Annotated in this window: 15 protein-coding genes; 7 read left to right on the top strand and 8 right to left on the bottom strand. The window is 71.1% G+C overall.

Going from position 1 to position 14,840, the window contains the following annotated elements; all coding sequences use genetic code 11:
- On the bottom strand, window positions 1–774 hold the full coding sequence (locus ACVW2K_RS16735) for an MlaE family ABC transporter permease (protein WP_028638119.1): 774 nt from the start codon (window positions 772–774) through the stop codon (window positions 1–3).
- Between the two features lie 195 nt (window positions 775–969).
- Here ACVW2K_RS16735 and ACVW2K_RS16740 point away from each other — a divergent pair, with 195 nt between their 5' ends.
- Window positions 970–1,521, top strand: coding sequence for a DUF1707 SHOCT-like domain-containing protein (locus ACVW2K_RS16740; protein ID WP_197025365.1), 552 nt, complete (start codon window positions 970–972; stop codon window positions 1,519–1,521).
- Window positions 1,518–2,192: a potassium channel family protein gene (locus ACVW2K_RS16745; RefSeq protein ID WP_231496243.1), complete on the top strand. Its 675-nt coding sequence runs from the start codon at window positions 1,518–1,520 to the stop codon at window positions 2,190–2,192. Before ACVW2K_RS16740 ends, ACVW2K_RS16745 begins: the two co-directional genes overlap by 4 nt.
- A gap of 27 nt (window positions 2,193–2,219) precedes the next feature.
- Here the strand turns inward: ACVW2K_RS16745 and ACVW2K_RS16750 are convergent, their stop codons facing one another.
- Window positions 2,220–3,044: an alpha/beta fold hydrolase gene (locus tag ACVW2K_RS16750; RefSeq protein WP_457203284.1), complete on the bottom strand. Its 825-nt coding sequence runs from the start codon at window positions 3,042–3,044 to the stop codon at window positions 2,220–2,222.
- A 147-nt stretch (window positions 3,045–3,191) separates the two neighbouring features.
- Here ACVW2K_RS16750 and ACVW2K_RS16755 point away from each other — a divergent pair, with 147 nt between their 5' ends.
- Window positions 3,192–4,535: an MFS transporter gene (locus tag ACVW2K_RS16755; protein WP_457203285.1), complete on the top strand. Its 1,344-nt coding sequence runs from the start codon at window positions 3,192–3,194 to the stop codon at window positions 4,533–4,535.
- Window positions 4,532–5,125, top strand: coding sequence for a hypothetical protein (locus tag ACVW2K_RS16760; protein ID WP_457203286.1), 594 nt, complete (start codon window positions 4,532–4,534; stop codon window positions 5,123–5,125). Before ACVW2K_RS16755 ends, ACVW2K_RS16760 begins: the two co-directional genes overlap by 4 nt.
- Here ACVW2K_RS16760 and ACVW2K_RS16765 read toward each other — a convergent pair.
- A complete protein-coding gene (locus tag ACVW2K_RS16765) occupies window positions 5,122–5,676 on the bottom strand; it encodes a hemerythrin domain-containing protein (RefSeq protein WP_457203287.1) in 555 nt (184 codons plus the stop codon). The two genes, ACVW2K_RS16760 and ACVW2K_RS16765, sit on opposite strands and share 4 nt — an antisense overlap.
- Window positions 5,677–5,694: 18 nt before the next feature.
- Between ACVW2K_RS16765 and ACVW2K_RS16770 the strand changes: the two genes are divergently transcribed.
- Complete coding sequence (locus ACVW2K_RS16770) at window positions 5,695–6,750, top strand: AbrB family transcriptional regulator (protein ID WP_457203288.1); 1,056 nt, start codon at window positions 5,695–5,697, stop codon at window positions 6,748–6,750.
- Here the strand turns inward: ACVW2K_RS16770 and ACVW2K_RS16775 are convergent.
- From ACVW2K_RS16775 to uvrB, 3 genes are read right to left on the bottom strand one after another with little or no spacing between them, the layout of a single operon-like run.
- The gene (locus ACVW2K_RS16775; RefSeq protein ID WP_457203289.1) at window positions 6,707–7,999 is read right to left on the bottom strand and encodes an MFS transporter; all 1,293 of its coding nucleotides are present in this window, start codon (window positions 7,997–7,999) and stop codon (window positions 6,707–6,709) included. The two genes, ACVW2K_RS16770 and ACVW2K_RS16775, sit on opposite strands and share 44 nt — an antisense overlap.
- Window positions 8,000–8,018: 19 nt before the next feature.
- Complete coding sequence (locus ACVW2K_RS16780; protein WP_457203290.1) at window positions 8,019–8,456, bottom strand: VOC family protein; 438 nt, start codon at window positions 8,454–8,456, stop codon at window positions 8,019–8,021.
- Window positions 8,453–10,573 (bottom strand): excinuclease ABC subunit UvrB, encoded by a 2,121-nt coding sequence (gene uvrB / locus ACVW2K_RS16785; protein WP_028638110.1) that lies wholly within the window; start codon window positions 10,571–10,573, stop codon window positions 8,453–8,455. Before uvrB ends, ACVW2K_RS16780 begins: the two co-directional genes overlap by 4 nt.
- 236 nt (window positions 10,574–10,809) lie before the next feature.
- On the opposite strand from uvrB, the gene ACVW2K_RS16790 reads away from it, so the two are divergent.
- Together ACVW2K_RS16790 and ACVW2K_RS16795 are read left to right on the top strand one after the other, a co-directional pair.
- A complete protein-coding gene (locus ACVW2K_RS16790; protein ID WP_036570764.1) occupies window positions 10,810–12,072 on the top strand; it encodes a phospholipase D-like domain-containing protein in 1,263 nt (420 codons plus the stop codon).
- A 641-nt stretch (window positions 12,073–12,713) separates the two neighbouring features.
- On the top strand, window positions 12,714–14,060 hold the full coding sequence (locus ACVW2K_RS16795) for a vanadium-dependent haloperoxidase (RefSeq protein WP_457203291.1): 1,347 nt from the start codon (window positions 12,714–12,716) through the stop codon (window positions 14,058–14,060).
- Between the two features lie 121 nt (window positions 14,061–14,181).
- On the opposite strand, the gene ACVW2K_RS16800 is transcribed toward ACVW2K_RS16795, so the two are convergent.
- Window positions 14,182–14,349 carry a hypothetical protein gene (locus ACVW2K_RS16800; protein WP_457203292.1) on the bottom strand — a complete coding sequence of 56 codons (168 nt, stop codon included), beginning with the start codon at window positions 14,347–14,349 and terminating at the stop codon, window positions 14,182–14,184.
- Between the two features lie 5 nt (window positions 14,350–14,354).
- Window positions 14,355–14,822, bottom strand: a complete 468-nt coding sequence (locus tag ACVW2K_RS16805; protein ID WP_457203293.1) for a VOC family protein — start codon at window positions 14,820–14,822, stop codon at window positions 14,355–14,357.
- Window positions 14,823–14,840: the final 18 nt, after the last annotated feature.

Here is a 14,840-nt window from a genome sequence, read left to right on the forward strand (position 1 = left end):
TCAGAGCCCCGGGGGTGGGACGACCTGGAAGTAGATCGCGGTGATGATCGCGTTGAGGAAGAACAGCAGCATGAACGCCACGATCACGGACTCGTTGACGGCCCGGCCGACGCCGCTCGGCCCGCCGCCGGCGTTCAGGCCCTTGTAGGCGCCGACGATCGCGGCCAGCCAGCCGAAGACGACCGCCTTGATCATCGCGATGTAGAGGTCGGGCAGGCTGGCGAGCACGGTGAAGTTCGCGAGGAAGGCGCCGGCGGAGCCGCCCTGGACGATGACGGTGAAGAAGTAGCCGCCGCCGATGCCGGCGGCGATCACGATGCCGTTGATCATCGCGGCGACGAACATGGTCGCCACCACGCGCGGGACCACCAGCCGCTCCAGGGGGTCGACGCCGAGGACCTCCATGGCGTCGATCTCCTCGCGGATCTTGCGGGCGCCCATGTCGGAGCAGATGGCGGAGCCGGCGGCGCCGGCGATGATCAGGGCGGCCGCGATCGGCGCCGCCTCCCGGACGGTCGCGAGCACGGCGGTGGCGCCGGCGAACGACTGGGCGCCGAGCTGCCCGGTGAGGTTGCCGACCTGGAGCGAGATGACCGCTCCGAACGGGATCGAGACCAGGATCGTCGGCAGGAGGGTGACGCTGGTGATGAACCACGCCTGCTCCACGAACTCCCGGAACTGGAAGGGGCGCGTGAAGATGCGCTTGGTGACCTCGACGACCATCGCCGCGATCTCGCCGGGTCCCCGGATCACCGACACGGCAGAGAACGCCATCCCTCACCTCCCCTGTTCGCTGCCCATGTCTAGACAGCTGCCACAGAGTAGAACGTGTTCTCGTTTCAGGCAACGAGCGTCCACTCCGGGTAGAACCGGTTCTCCCACCGATGTCAACGACCGTCCTCCCCCGGGGTGACGGGGGCGAAACGTGGGCTGGACCGGCCCCGCCGGGCCGCCTCCTACGATGTGGAGGTGGACAGGGAGGTCTGGTCGTCGTTCACCCACGACCCGCGCGACAGCCGCTACGCGCCGATCCGCGCCTCCGACCACGACCGGATCGTGGTCCAGCAGGTCCTCGACGAGGCGTACGCCGACGGCCGCCTCGACCGTGACGAGTACGAGCAGCGCTCCGAGCAGGCGCTCGGGGTGCGGGTGCTGGGCGAGCTGAACCCGCTGCTCGGCGACCTGGTCGTTCGGCAGCCGTCCACCGGCACCAGCCTGGCGCACGCCACCCGGTCCGACCTCGAGGCGATGGCGGAGCGGCACTGGCGGACCAAGCGGCGCGAGGCGTCCTTCTCCTTCCTCGGCGCGAGCCTGGTCACCACCGCGATCTGGTTCGCGACCTCCTGGCGGCACGGGGGCTTCGACCCCTACTTCTTCTGGCCGGCCTTCGTGATCGCCTTCAGCCTGCTGAACCTCGTGCGCACCGCGATGTCCCGGACCGAGATCGTCGACCACGAGATCCGGCGCCTGGAGCGGCAGCGCGACAAGCAGCAGCGGCCGCCGGGCTGGCTGCCGTGGTGAGCCTGCGGACGCGCGCCGCGACCGTCCGCGCGCACCCGTCCGCGGTCCTGATGTCCACCCAGCTCGTCGCCGTGCTGGCGTACCCGTTCCTCGACCAGACGGCGTGGGGCCGCGCCGTGGTCGGGACCGTGCAGCTCGGGATCGTCCTCGCCGCGCTCGCGGCCGTCCGACCGACGCCGGCGCTGACCTGGGTCGCCGTGCTGCTGGGTGCGCCCGCGATGGTCCTCACGATCCTCGAGGCCTGGCAGCCGCACAGCGACCCGATCGTGCTGACCTCGGCGTTCCTCCACGCGCCCTTCTACTTCTACATCTCCTACGCGATGATCCGGTACCTCTTCCACGACGACCGGGTGACCCGGGACGAGCTGTTCGCGACCGGAGCCGCGTTCACGGTCGTCGCCTGGGGGTTCGCCTACGTGTTCGCCGCCTGCCAGGTCGTCTGGCCCGGCTCGTTCATCGGCGCGACCGGCGTCGGTGACCGGAGCTGGTTCGAGCTGCTCTTCCTGTCGTTCAGCACGCTGACGAGCGTCGGGCTCTCCGACGTCGTTCCCGTCGGCGGGCACGCCCGATCCTTCGCGATGGTCGAGATGGTCGCCGGGGTCTTCTACGTCGCGCTCGTCGTCGCGCGGCTCGTCAGCCTGGCCGTCGTCGCTCGCCGGCCGGAGGCCTGAGCCTCGCCACGCCGCCGCGCCGGGCTCTCACGACTTCACGAACTCGAGCAGGTCGGCGTTGATGACGTCTGCGTCGACCGTGCACATCCCGTGGGGGAATCCCGGGTACACCTTGAGCGCGCCGTCGCTGAGCAGCTCCGCGGAGAGCTCGGCCGAGTCGGCGATCGGCACGACCTGGTCGTCGTCGCCGTGCATGACCAGCGTCGGGACCCGGATCTGCCGGAGGTCCTCGGTGAAGTCGGTCTCGGAGAACGCCTTGATGCCGTCGTAATGGGCCTTCGCGCCGCCCATCATCCCCTGCCGCCACCAGTTCCGGATGACGCCCTGGGAGGGCTCGGCTCCGGGCCGGTTGTAGCCGTAGAACGGTCCCGAGGCGACGTCGAGGTAGAACTGGGCGCGCTGGGTCGCCGTACCCTCCCGGTAGCCGTCGAAGACCTCCATCGGGAGCCCGCCGGGGTTGGCGTCGGTCCGGAGCATCAGCGGGGGAACCGCGCTGACCAGCACCGCCTTGGCCACCCGGTCGCCGCCGTGGCGGGCGACGTACCGCGTGACCTCCCCGCCGCCCGTGGAGTGGCCGACGTGCACGGCGTCGTGCAGGTCGAGGTGGTCGACCACCGCGGCCAGGTCGGCGGCGTAGTGGTCCATGTCGTGGCCCTCGCCGGTCTGCGTCGAGCGCCCGTGCCCGCGGCGGTCGTGGGCGACGACGCGATAGCCCTGCTGGACGAAGAACAGCATCTGGTTGTCCCAGTCGTCGGCGGACAGGGGCCACCCGTGGCTGAACACGATCGGTTGGCCCGAGCCCCAGTCCTTGTAGAAGATCTCCGTGCCGTCAGCCGTCGTGATGGTTCCCATGCCACGCTCCTTGTACGGGTTGCCCGGGGGTCATGCGCCCTCGGGCGTGGATCGACTCCCCCTGCCTACGCCGGATCCGCCGCCTCCACATTGGTGCTGCCTGCAATCCGCGGCACCGGCCCGGCACGGACCTGACAGGATGGCCGGGTGCGCCGCCTCGCCGCCCCGCTGCTCGCGGTCACCGTGGCGCTCGTCCTGGCCGACTCCGCGATCGTCACGCTCGCACTGCCCGCCATCCTGTTCGCCCTGCGGACGACCGTGGGCGAGGTCGCGTGGGTGCTGATCGCCTACAACCTGGTGCTCGCGCTGGTCGCCGTGCCGGCGGGGCTGCTCCTGGCCCGGACCCGGCCGCGGCGGCTGACCGCGGCGGGCATCGCGGTCTTCGCGGTCGCCTCGGCGTGGTGCGCCGGTGCTGGCTCCATCGAGGGGCTGGTCAGCGCGCGGTGCGTGCAGGCGGTCGGTGGCGCGTTCGCCCTCCTCGGCTGCCTGGAGCTGCTGGCCGCGGAGTACGGCGAGCGTCGCGGCGTCGCGACGTGGGTGGCCGCAGGCGTGGTGGGCACCGCTGCCGGCCCGGTCGCGGGCGGCATCCTCACGCAGGCGTTCTCCTGGCAGGCGATCTTCGTGGTGCAGGTGCCCTTCGCGATCCTTGCCGTCCCGGCCGCGCTGCTGCTGTCCGCTCCCCCGCAGCCGTCGGCGGACCGGCACCGCCCGGCACTGCGCCCGAACCTGACCCTCGCCCTGCTGTCGGCCGCCCTGACCGCGGCGCTGTTCCTGCTGGTCCTCCTGCTCGTCGAGGGCTGGCGCCGGTCCCCCGCCACCGCGGCGCTGGCCGTGTCCGTCGTCCCGCTCGCGGCCCTGGCCGCGCGACCCGTCGCGCGCCTCTTCCGGCCGTCCCGCGAGGTCGAGGTGGCGTCCGGGTGCTTCCTGGTCGCCGGCGGGCTGGTGTGCCTGGCGCTGCTGCCCGCGGCCGACCTGCTCTGGACCGTGGCGCCGCAGGCGCTGGTCGGCCTGGGGCTCGGCCTCACCGTCGAGCACCTCACCTCGCAGGCGATGGAGCTGCGGCTGCCGCGCGTGAAGCACGCGGGATGGACCATCGGCGCCCGGCACGCGGGCGTCGTCGTCGGGCTCGCCATCCTCACGCCGGTGTTCACCGCGGACCTGCTAGACGCCCAGGTCCCGGCGCAGGAGGCGATCACCTCCCTGGTGCTCGACGCGCCCCTGCCCCCGCAGGACAAGATCGCGGTCGCCCAGGCGCTCGGGGGCGAGCTGAGGGCGCAGCAGGGCCGGGTCCCGGACCTGCACGCGGCCTTCGCGACGCTCGACCTCGATCCCGCCCAGCAGCCCGCGGCGGACCGCCTCGAGCGCGACCTCGGCGCCCAGGTCGAGCGGGCGGCGACGCGGGCGTTCCGCGACTCGTTCCTGATCGGCGCGGGGCTCGCGCTCCTCGCCCTGCTCGTCGTGGTCGCACCCCGCCGGAAGGTCGCGACGTGAACGGGCTGCCGGCGTTCTGCCTCGCGCTGGTCGGCGCCGTGCTCACCGTCCAGCTCGTGGCCGGTGGTGGCGGACTCGAGCCGCTCCACAGCGCCGACCCGTGCGCCGCGCGGACCGTCAGCTCCCAGGCCGACGGGATCGACGGCCTCACCGAGCGGCTGGTGCTCATCGGGCTCGACGACGCCGCGTGCACGCTCGGCGTCAGCCGCGAGGCGCTGACGCTGGAGCTCGCCCAGCCCGGGCCGCGCACCGATGCCCAGGTCGACGCCCTGCACGACGGACTGCTCGCGGCGGTCCAGCGGATGAAGGACGAGGGGATCCTGCCGCCGGCGTCCGACCTCGTGGACGACGCGCTCGACAACGCCGAGCTCAACCCGTTCCTCGAGGCCGCCATCCGGGCGCTGCCCGGCGCCGTGGTCGACGCGGCGTTGAAGACCGACGACGTGCTGACCCGCGCGATCGACGACCTGGACCTGCGCGCCGTGCTGGCGGACCTCGACGACCAGGACGACCTGGAGCGCCGGGTCGACGCCGCCGTCACCCAGGCGGTGCGGGACTCGCTGGTCGCCCGCCTCGATGACCTGATCTAGTCATCGCCGTCCTCGTCGTCCAGCAGGCCCGTGCGGCGCGCCTCGGCCACGATCCGGCGGACGTTCTCGAGCCGGCCGCAGTCCTCGTCGATCTGCCGGTTGCGCTCGGTGGCGAACTGCTCGCCGAGGTCGGCGCGGACCTGCGGGCCGACGGCCTCGCGGGCCGGGTTGAGGATGGTGAGCTCCTCCTCGGTCAGGTGGTGGTTCACCAGCCGGGCGAGCTCCTCGACCGCGTCGTCGAAGTCCTGGGTGTCGGTGCCCGAGAGCTCGAGCACCCCCAGCAGCGCCTGGTTGCCCTCGGCGTGCTCCTCGACGCCATGGTCGGCCTCGTGGTCGTCGACGGCGTTCTTCCGCTTCAGCTTCGGGTAGACGAACCTCTCCTCCGCCTCCGCGTGCGCGACGTGCAGGGCGGCGAAGGCTCGTCGTACGGCGTCGCGGTCCTGGCTGCTGTCACGCAGGTCCCGCAGCAGCGCCTCGAATCGACGGTGATCATCGAGGATCAGGTCGACGACATCGCCCTGCACGGGCCTTCCGAGATCGATGTTGGTCACGTCCGTAGCGTAGGTGCGATGACCGGGCGCGAGCGGACACCCCTGCAGGCGGTGCTGCTCGTCCTGGGCGTGACCGTCGCCCTCAGCGTGGCCCTGTCCGTGCTGCGGGTGCCGTCGGCCGTGCTGTTCGGCTCGTTGCTCGGCGGCATGGCGCACGCGCTGACCTCGCCGACCCCGCTGACGCTGCCGCCGTGGTCGTTCCGGCTGGGCCAGGCGCTGATCGGCATCACCATCGGCTCCCTGGTCAGCCTGTCCGCGCTCGCCGACATGGGCCCGGCGCTGCTGCCGATCCTCGGCGTCACCGCGGCGACGGTCGTCATCAGCCTGCTCGCCGGCCGCACCCTCGCGATCCGGCGCGACGTCAGCGAGGTGACCGGCGCCTTCGCGATGATCGCGGGCGGTGCGTCCGGCGTCGTCGCGATCGCGCGCGACCTCGGCGCCGACGACCGCGTGGTCACCGTCGTGCAGTACCTCCGGGTGTTCGTCGTGCTCGTCTCGATGCCCCTGGTGACCGCGGTGGTCTTCCACCCCGACCACGGCCTGGGGACGTTCACGGCGAACGGCGAGGGCTGGGCCGAGGACCTCGCCTACACCGCGATCGCGCTGGCGCTCGGCATGGTGCTCGCCCGGCTGGTGCCGATCAGCACCGCGACCCTGCTCGGCCCGCTGGCGGTGGCGGTGGCCCTGACCGCGACCGGCTGGCTCGGCGCGCCGGCGGTGCCGATCGCCCTGCAGTGGCTGGCCTACGCGCTGATCGGCGTCCAGGTCGGACTCCGGTTCACCCGGGCCAGCCTGGCCTCGATCGCGCGGATGCTGCCCGTCGTCCTGCTCATCATCGCGGCGATGGTCGCGGCGACCGCGCTGCTCGGCGCGGTGCTGGCCCGGCTGACGCCGGTCGACGGGCTGACGGCGTACCTCGCGACCACGCCCGGCGGCCTGTTCGCGGTGCTCGCCACGGCCGCGGACAGCGGCTCGGACGTGACCTACGTGATGGCGGTGCAGCTGTTCCGGCTGCTCGTGATCCTGGCGTTCACCCCGGTGCTCGCGCGCCTTCTTCGAGCTCGGCGCGGTTGATGACGCGGCGGGCCTGCACCCGGTAGCGGTAGACCTGCGACAGGCCGACCGCCCACAGGACGTACTGCACGGACATCGCCCAGCGGAACCCCGAGGGCGTGTAGTCGGTGCTCGAGCCGGGGGTACGCCAGTCGAGGACGAGGCCGATCGCGATCACCAGCAGGAGGCTGGCGATGAACCCGCCCTGGTTGATGATCCCGCTGGCACTGGCGAACCGCTCCTTCGGGTTCGACGTGCGGCCGACGTCGAAGCCGATCATCGAGGCCGGTCCCCCGACGCCGACGACGATCACCAGGACGACCAGGAGCGGCGTCGGCGCGTGGCCGGGCCAGAGCAGCACGGCGGTCCACACGACGACGATCGAGGAGACGATGCCCAGCACCATCGTCGAGCGCTGCCACGGGTGGTTGCCGACCAGCCACCCGAGCGTCGGGCCCGCGGCCATCACCGCCAGCACCATCAGCGTCAGCAGCAGGCCTGCCGTCGAGGACGACTGGAGCTCGCCCTTGACGAAGAAGGGGTAGCCCCAGAGCAGGCTCAGGGCGGTGGCGCTGAACTGCGTGGAGAAGTGCATCCAGAACCCCAGGCGGGTGCCGGGGTGCGCCCAGGACGCGGCGAGGCTGGCGCGCACGGCCGCGAGCGAGAGCGAGGGGCCGCGCAGATTGCGGTGCGTGGGCGAGTCGTGGAGGACGAGGAGGACGGCGACCGCGAGGGCGAGGCCGAGCGAGGCTGCGATCAGGTACGCCTCGGTCCAGCCGAGGTGCCCCAGCGCCCAGGTCATGGGGACGGCGGCCCCGACCGCGCCGAGCTGCCCCAGCGTGCCGGTCAGCTGGGTGACCAGCGGGATCCGGCGGGCCGGGAACCAGCTGCTCACCAGGCGCAGCACGCAGATGAACGTCATCGCATCGCCCATGCCGACGAAGACCCGGGCGACCAGCGCCTCCGGGTAGGTCTCGGCCAGCGCGAACCCGGCCTGCGCGCAGGTCAGCAGCACGGTGCCGCACAGCAGCACGCTGCGCGAGCCGAACCGGTCGACCAGGAGCCCGACCGGGATCTGCATAGCGGCGTACACGACCAGCTGGACCATCGTGAACGTCGCCAGCTGCGAGGCCGAGATGTCGAAGCGCTCGGTGGCCGCGAGGCCGGCCACCGCGAGCGAGGACCGGTGGAAGACCGCGACCAGGTAGACCAGGAGACCGACGACCCAGACCGACCAGGCGCGGGCCGTGGTGGTCGGGGGCTGATTCACTCCGCGGATTCTAGGTGGTTCAGTCGAGGCAGAACTCGTTGCCCTCGGGGTCCTGCATGACCAGGAAGCCGGCGCTCATCGGCGGCTCCGGCTCGAACCGCTTCATCCGGGTCGCGCCGAGCGCGACCAGGCGGTCGGCCTCGGCCTCCAGGGCGGCCATCCGCTCGTCGCCCTCCAGCCCGGGCGCCGCGCGGACGTCGAGGTGGACGCGGTTCTTCACGGTCTTGCCCTCGGGGACCTGCTGGAAGAACAGCCGCGGGCCGGCGCCGCCGGGATCGACCGAGGCGGACGCCATGTTGCGCTTCTCCTCGGGCAAGGTCGCCGAGAAGTCGTCCCAGGAACCGAAGCCGGGCGGGGGCGGCGGGAAGGCGTAGCCGAGAGTGGCGTTCCAGAACGTCGAGAGCGACCGCGGGTCGGCGCAGTCGAAGGTCACCTGCACCTGCCGGACCCGGCTCACTTCACGCCCGCTTCCATCATCTGCCGCAGCTCCTTCTTGAGGTCGGAGATCTCGTCGCGGAGCCGCGCCGCCACCTCGAAGTGCAGCTCGGCGGCCGCCCCCTTCATCTGGTCGGTGAGCTCCTGGATCAGCTGGGCGAGCTCCGCGCTCGGCAGCCCGGCGAGGTCCTTGCTGTGCTGACCGGCCTCGCCGCCCGCCAGCCGGGAGAGCGCCGGGACCGGCGCCTTCCGGTTCTTCGGGTCCTGGTGCTGCCAGGTCTCGAGCAGTGCCTGGGTGCTCTCGTCCTCGCGGGCCAGCATGTCGGTGATGTCGGCGATCTTCTTGCGCAGCGGCTGGGGGTCGACGCCGTTCGCCTCGTTGTAGGCGACCTGCTTGGCCCGGCGCCGGTTGGTCTCGTCGATCGCCGACTCCATCGAGGGAGTGATCCTGTCGGCGTACATGTGCACCTGGCCGGAGACGTTGCGCGCCGCGCGGCCGATCGTCTGGATCAGCGACTTGTCGGAGCGGAGGAAGCCCTCCTTGTCCGCGTCCAGGATCGCGACCAGCGACACCTCGGGCAGGTCGAGGCCCTCCCTGAGCAGGTTGATGCCGACCAGGACGTCGTACTGCCCCAGGCGCAGGTCGCGGAGCAGCTCGATCCGCTTCAGCGTGTCCACCTCGGAGTGGAGGTACCGGGTGCGGATGCCGGCGTCGAGGAGGTAGTCGGTGAGGTCCTCGGACATCTTCTTGGTCAGCGTGGTGACCAGGACCCGCTCGTTCTTCTCCACCCGGGTGTTGATCTCGTGGATCAGGTCGTCGATCTGGCCCTTGGTCGGCTTCACGATCACCTCGGGGTCGACCAGGCCGGTCGGCCGGATGATCTGCTCGACGGTGTCGCCGCCGACCTTGTCGAGCTCGTAGTTGCCCGGGGTCGCGGAGAGGTAGATCGTCTGCCCGATCCGGTCCAGGAACTCCTCCCAGCGCAGCGGTCGGTTGTCCATCGCGCTGGGCAGCCGGAACCCGTGGTCGACGAGGTTCCGCTTGCGGGACATGTCGCCCTCGTACATGCCGCCGATCTGGGGCACGGCGACGTGCGACTCGTCGACGACGAGCAGGAAGTCCTCGGGGAAGTAGTCGAGCAGGCAGTTCGGCGCCGACCCGCGGGAGCGGCCGTCGATGTGCATCGAGTAGTTCTCGATGCCGGAGCACGACCCGACCTGCCGCATCATCTCGACGTCGTAGGTCGTGCGCATCCGCAGCCGCTGCGCCTCCAGCAGCTTGCCCTCGCGCTCGAACTTCGCGAGCTGGTCCTCGAGCTCGAGCTCGATGCCCCGGATGGCGCGCTCCATCCGCTCCGGACCTGCGACGTAGTGGGTCGCCGGGAAGACGTAGAGCTCCTGGTCCTCCGTCACGACCTCCCCGGTCAGCGGGTGCAGCGTCATCAGCCGCTCGATCTCGTCGCCGAAGAACTCGACCCGGACGGCGTGCTCCTCGTAGACCGGGAAGATCTCCAGGGTGTCGCCGCGCACCCGGAACGTGCCCCGGGTGAACGTCATGTCGTTGCGGGTGTACTGGATCTCGACGAGCCGGCGCAGGATCGAGTCGCGGTCGTGCTCCTCCCCCACCTTCAGCCGGATCATCCGGTCGACGTACTCCTGCGGGGTGCCGAGGCCGTAGATGCAGGAGACGGTGCTGACCACGATCACGTCGCGGCGGGTGAGCAGGCTGTTGGTCGCGGAGTGGCGCAGCCGCTCCACCTCCTCGTTGATCGAGGAGTCCTTCTCGATATAGGTGTCCGTCTGCGGGACGTAGGCCTCGGGCTGGTAGTAGTCGTAGTAGGAGACGAAGTACTCGACGGCGTTGTCCGGGAACAGCTGGCGCAGCTCGTTGGCGAACTGCGCGGCGAGCGTCTTGTTCGGCTGCATGACCAGGATCGGGCGCTGCACCTGCTCCGCGACCCAGGCGACCGTCGCGGTCTTGCCGGTGCCGGTGGCGCCGAGGAGCACGACGTCCTGGACGCCGGCCCGGATCCGGCGTGAGATCTCCGCGATGGCCGTGGGCTGGTCGCCCGACGGCTGGTAGTCGGAGACCACCTTGAACGGCGCCACGCGGCGCTCGAGATCCGTCACTGGTCGCATACTCCGAGCGTAGACGGGGGCACCGACAGCGTCGCTCCGGAGCGTGCGGACTCCTGGCCCCGGTCGGTCCAGTTCGACGGCGTGCAGCACCCCTTCAAGACGAAGATCTGGGCGCTGTGCGTGCCCAAGACCAACATCCCGGTCGTGGTCACCTACTCGGAGGAGTGACCGGCAGCGTCGTCAGAGGGGCCCCCGCCGACCGGCGGGGGCTCCTCTCGTCTGGCTAGATTGTCTCCGTGACCCGCCGCACGCCTTCGCCGTCCGCGCGGGTGATCCGAATCCTCCGCCGCACGCTGATGGCCGTCTTCGGCGTCCAGCTCGCGCTGGCGATCGGGATGTCGCTGGTCGACTCCTACCGCCGCCGCGGCAAGAAGCCGCGGCCGTTCCCCGTCACGGCGCCGCACGAGGTCGAGGTCGGCGAGGGCACGCTCACGACGTACACCTACGGCCGCGACCTCTACGACGCCATGCTCGGCGCCATCGAGCAGGCACAGCGGCAGATCCTCTTCGAGACCTACATCTGGAAGGGCGACGAGGTCGGCGAGCGGTTCAAGGCGGCGCTCTCCGCGGCTGCCGACCGGGGCGTCGAGGTCTACGTCATCTACGACGGGTTCGCGAACCTCGTCGTCTCGCCGCGGTTCAAGCGGTTCCCGCCGACGATGAAGGTCCTGCGCTACCCGGTCTACCCGGCCGGCTGGAAGTTCTTCGACCTCGCTCGCTACGGCCGCGACCACCGCAAGATCCTGGTCGTCGACGACGCGGTCGGGTTCGTCGGCGGCTACAACGTCGGGTCGGCGTACGCCACCGAGTGGCGCGACACGCACGTGCGCATCACCGGCCCGGGCGTCTGGGACCTCAAGCGCGCGTTCGCGGACTTCTGGAACCTCAACCGGCGGCGCCGGATCGGGACGTCGGAGCGGCCGTTGCTGCTCGAGACCGCGTCCACCTGGGAGCCGCGGATCCGGTTCCACCGCAACGTGCCGCGGCTGTGGATGTTCCCCATCCGGTCGATGTACATCGAGGCGATCAACCGCGCGTCGACCAACATCTGGCTGACGGCTGCCTACTTCTGCCCCGATCAGGACTTCGTCGACGCGATCAAGGACGCGGCCGGGCGCGGGGTCGACGTACGCCTGCTGCTGCCGCTGAAGTCGAACCACATCGTCGCGGACTGGATCTCCCGCGGCTACTTCACGCAGCTGCTGAACGCCGGGGTGCGGATCTTCCGGTTCCGCGACGCCATGGTGCACGCGAAGACCTCCACGATCGACGGCACCTGGTCGACGGTCGGCACGGCGAACGTCGACCGCCTCAGCCTCCAGGGCAATTACGAGATCAACATCGAGGTGATCGACGAGGCCTTCGCGGCCAACCTCGAGGAGATCTTCCGCACCGACGAGTCGAACTGCCTCGAGCTCACCCACGGCGAGTGGGAGGCGCGGGACCTGCACCGCAAGTTCACCGAGGCGATCCTCGCGCCCCTGCGGCCGCTGCTCTGACTGAGTGTGTCCCTATTCGCGGTCCGAGACTGCGAGCCTTTACCGGAGCCGATGAGCGTGCACCTGTCGACGCCGGATGCGAGCGCCACTGCTGACCGGTCTAGTGGGGCACTGACTCGCTGGCTGCCCGCCCGACAGCTGCCTCAACGACGACGTGACCGACTACGTGCTGCAGCGGAGCCACAACGAACCACCGACCGCACCGGTCGACCTGACCGTCGCAGACCAGACGGTTTCCGCGTTCCTCGCCACCCACGCCTGACCCGGCCCAGCGGCCTGGAACGCTGCGCTCCCCTCCGCGGCATTCGCATCCGGCTGATGTCCAGTGGCCCCACGACCTCGGCGCGGACGATCGTGAAGGCCCGACGGCCTCGCGTCCGCGCACCCGCTACGCGTCCGGCAAGGGGGCACGGGTCATCCCGCGGCACGCCGGCTGCTGCCGGGCCGTGCCTTCGACGCGGCGCTGACCCGCGCGTTCCTGCCCTAGTCCCGATCTCGTCAACCGGTGTGATGCGCGCTCGGGTCGTCGTGGGCTTCACTGGGAAGGATCGACACCACCCGGAGGGCGCACCTCGGGCCGTCGCGTCCTCGTCACTCCCCTAGGAGGAGCGATGAGATCGAGCAGGATGTTTGTCGGGGTGATGACTGCAGCGGCGCTCGCCCTCACGAGCGTGTCGGCGTCGTCCGCCCAGGCCGTCACGGACCACGACCACGGGAGCAGCGCCAGCGGCGATGCGGTCAGAGCGTGGGACGAGATCGCGGTCAACACGCTGATCAGCCTGCCCGGCCCCGCCGGTGGGGCTCCGCCCGCCGCGGCCGTCCACATGGCCATGGTCCAGGGTGCGGTCTTCGACGCGGTCAACGCGATCGGTCACCGGCACTTCCGGCCGTACCTGCTGGTGAAGCGCTACCCGAGGTGGGCCTCGGAGGACGCCGCGGTGGCAGCTGCCAGCGCGGGCGTGCTCCACAACATCCTGGCCGGCGTGCCCAACCTCCCGGAGGCCACGCGGACCACCATGCTCAGCACACTGGCGACGCAGTACGCCGACGCGCTCGCCGACGTTCCCGACGGCTGGGCCGAGAAGGCGGGGATCGCCGCCGGCGAGGCCGCCGCCGCGGCCATGATCGCGGCCCGCACGGGCGACGGTAGGTTCGGACCCTCGCAGTGGGTTCCCAACGACGCCCCCGGGCACTGGTCGCCGTTGACGGACCCGGCCACCGGGCTGCCGGTCCTGGACCCCACGCCGTGGGTCGGCGGGGTGCAGCCGTTCGTCCTGAAGTCGGCCTCGCAGTTCCGCACCCGAGGCCCGCTCGGGCTCGACACCGCCAGGTATGCGGCTGAGTTCAACGAGGTCAAGCAGATCGGTGCGCTCGAGAGCACCACTCGGACGACGACCCAGACCTACATCGCCCGTTGGTGGCAGAGCACGCCGGTCCGGAGCTGGAACGAGGTCGGCCGCGAGCTCTCGATGCGCCACGGGCTCGACGCGCTGGACACGGCGCGGCTCCTCGCCCTGCAGAACCTCAGCGCGGGCGACGCGGCGATCAGCTGCTGGAACGACAAGTACCACTGGGACTTCTGGCGTCCCTGGAACGCCATCCAGCGCGCCGCGGAGGACGGCAACCCGGCCACCACCCCGGATCCGGACTGGGCACCGCTGATCGCGGCGCCGTACCCCGAGCACCCTTCGGGGCACCTCTGCCTCGACGGTGCCAACGTCCGCGTCCTGTGGAAGTACTTCGGCGACAGGGTCGACGGCGGCTTCTCGATCACGAGCATCTCGGCGTTCCTGCAGCCAGGGGACGTGACCGTCCGAAGCTTCGACAGCTTCTCGCAGGTGCTCGCCGAGATCGTCGAGGCCCGCATCTGGGCCGGCCTGCACTTCCGCAACGCGGACCGTCAGGGCAAGGCGCTGGGCCTCGGCGTCGGGAGCTACGTGGTCGCGCACGAGCTGCAGCCGCTCAGGCACCACCACCACGACTGGTGAGAGGTCGGAGCGGCGGTCCCCGGCTCGGGAGCACCGCCGCTCCGTCCGTCAGACCCCTGCTGCCTTCTCCATGGCGCTGACCTCGTCCTGGTGTCGCAGCTGCTGTCGCAGGACTGAATGCCTAGGTCGGCAGCTCTTCGCCAGCGCGCTCGCGCACCATGTACAGCGCGTACCAGTCCGGCCAGTTCGCGTCCGCCTCGCCGGTGCGTGCCTCGTGCTCACCGTGCGCGGCGGCTGCGCGCCGCAGGGCGTCGGCGAGGTCGGCGACCGAGTCGTACGACGTCGTCATCGTGGTCACCGCCCCGGGAGCCGGGTGCGGATCTCCTGGCACAGCCACCCGTTGCCGTCGGGGTCGCTGAACGCTAGGAAGGAGCCGTAGTCGGCGTGGTCGGGGGCCGGACCGTCGACGCGGCCGGCCATGCCGGCGTGGTGGAAGATCCCGGTCGCGTCGTGGAACGGGCCGGTCACCTCGACGCCCCTGGACTCGAGGTCCGCCTTCGCCGCGTCGATGTCGTACACCGACAGCTGGAGGCCCTGGTAGGACCCCGGCGGGGCGGTCGTGACCCCCTCGCCGAAGATGATCGAGCACCCGGAGCCCGGAGGCGTCAGCTGCACCACGTGGTACCCGTCTTCGACCGTCAGGTCGGCGTCGAGGCGCCACCCGAGGCCCTCGTAGAAGTTCTTCGCGCGGTCGACGTCCGAGACCGGTACGACGACCACCTCCAGGCGCATCTCGCCCGGCTGGACCGTAGGGCTTCCCATGGCCCGAGCAAACCCAGC

The sequence above is a fragment of the Nocardioides sp. HB32 genome (genome assembly GCF_054058995.1).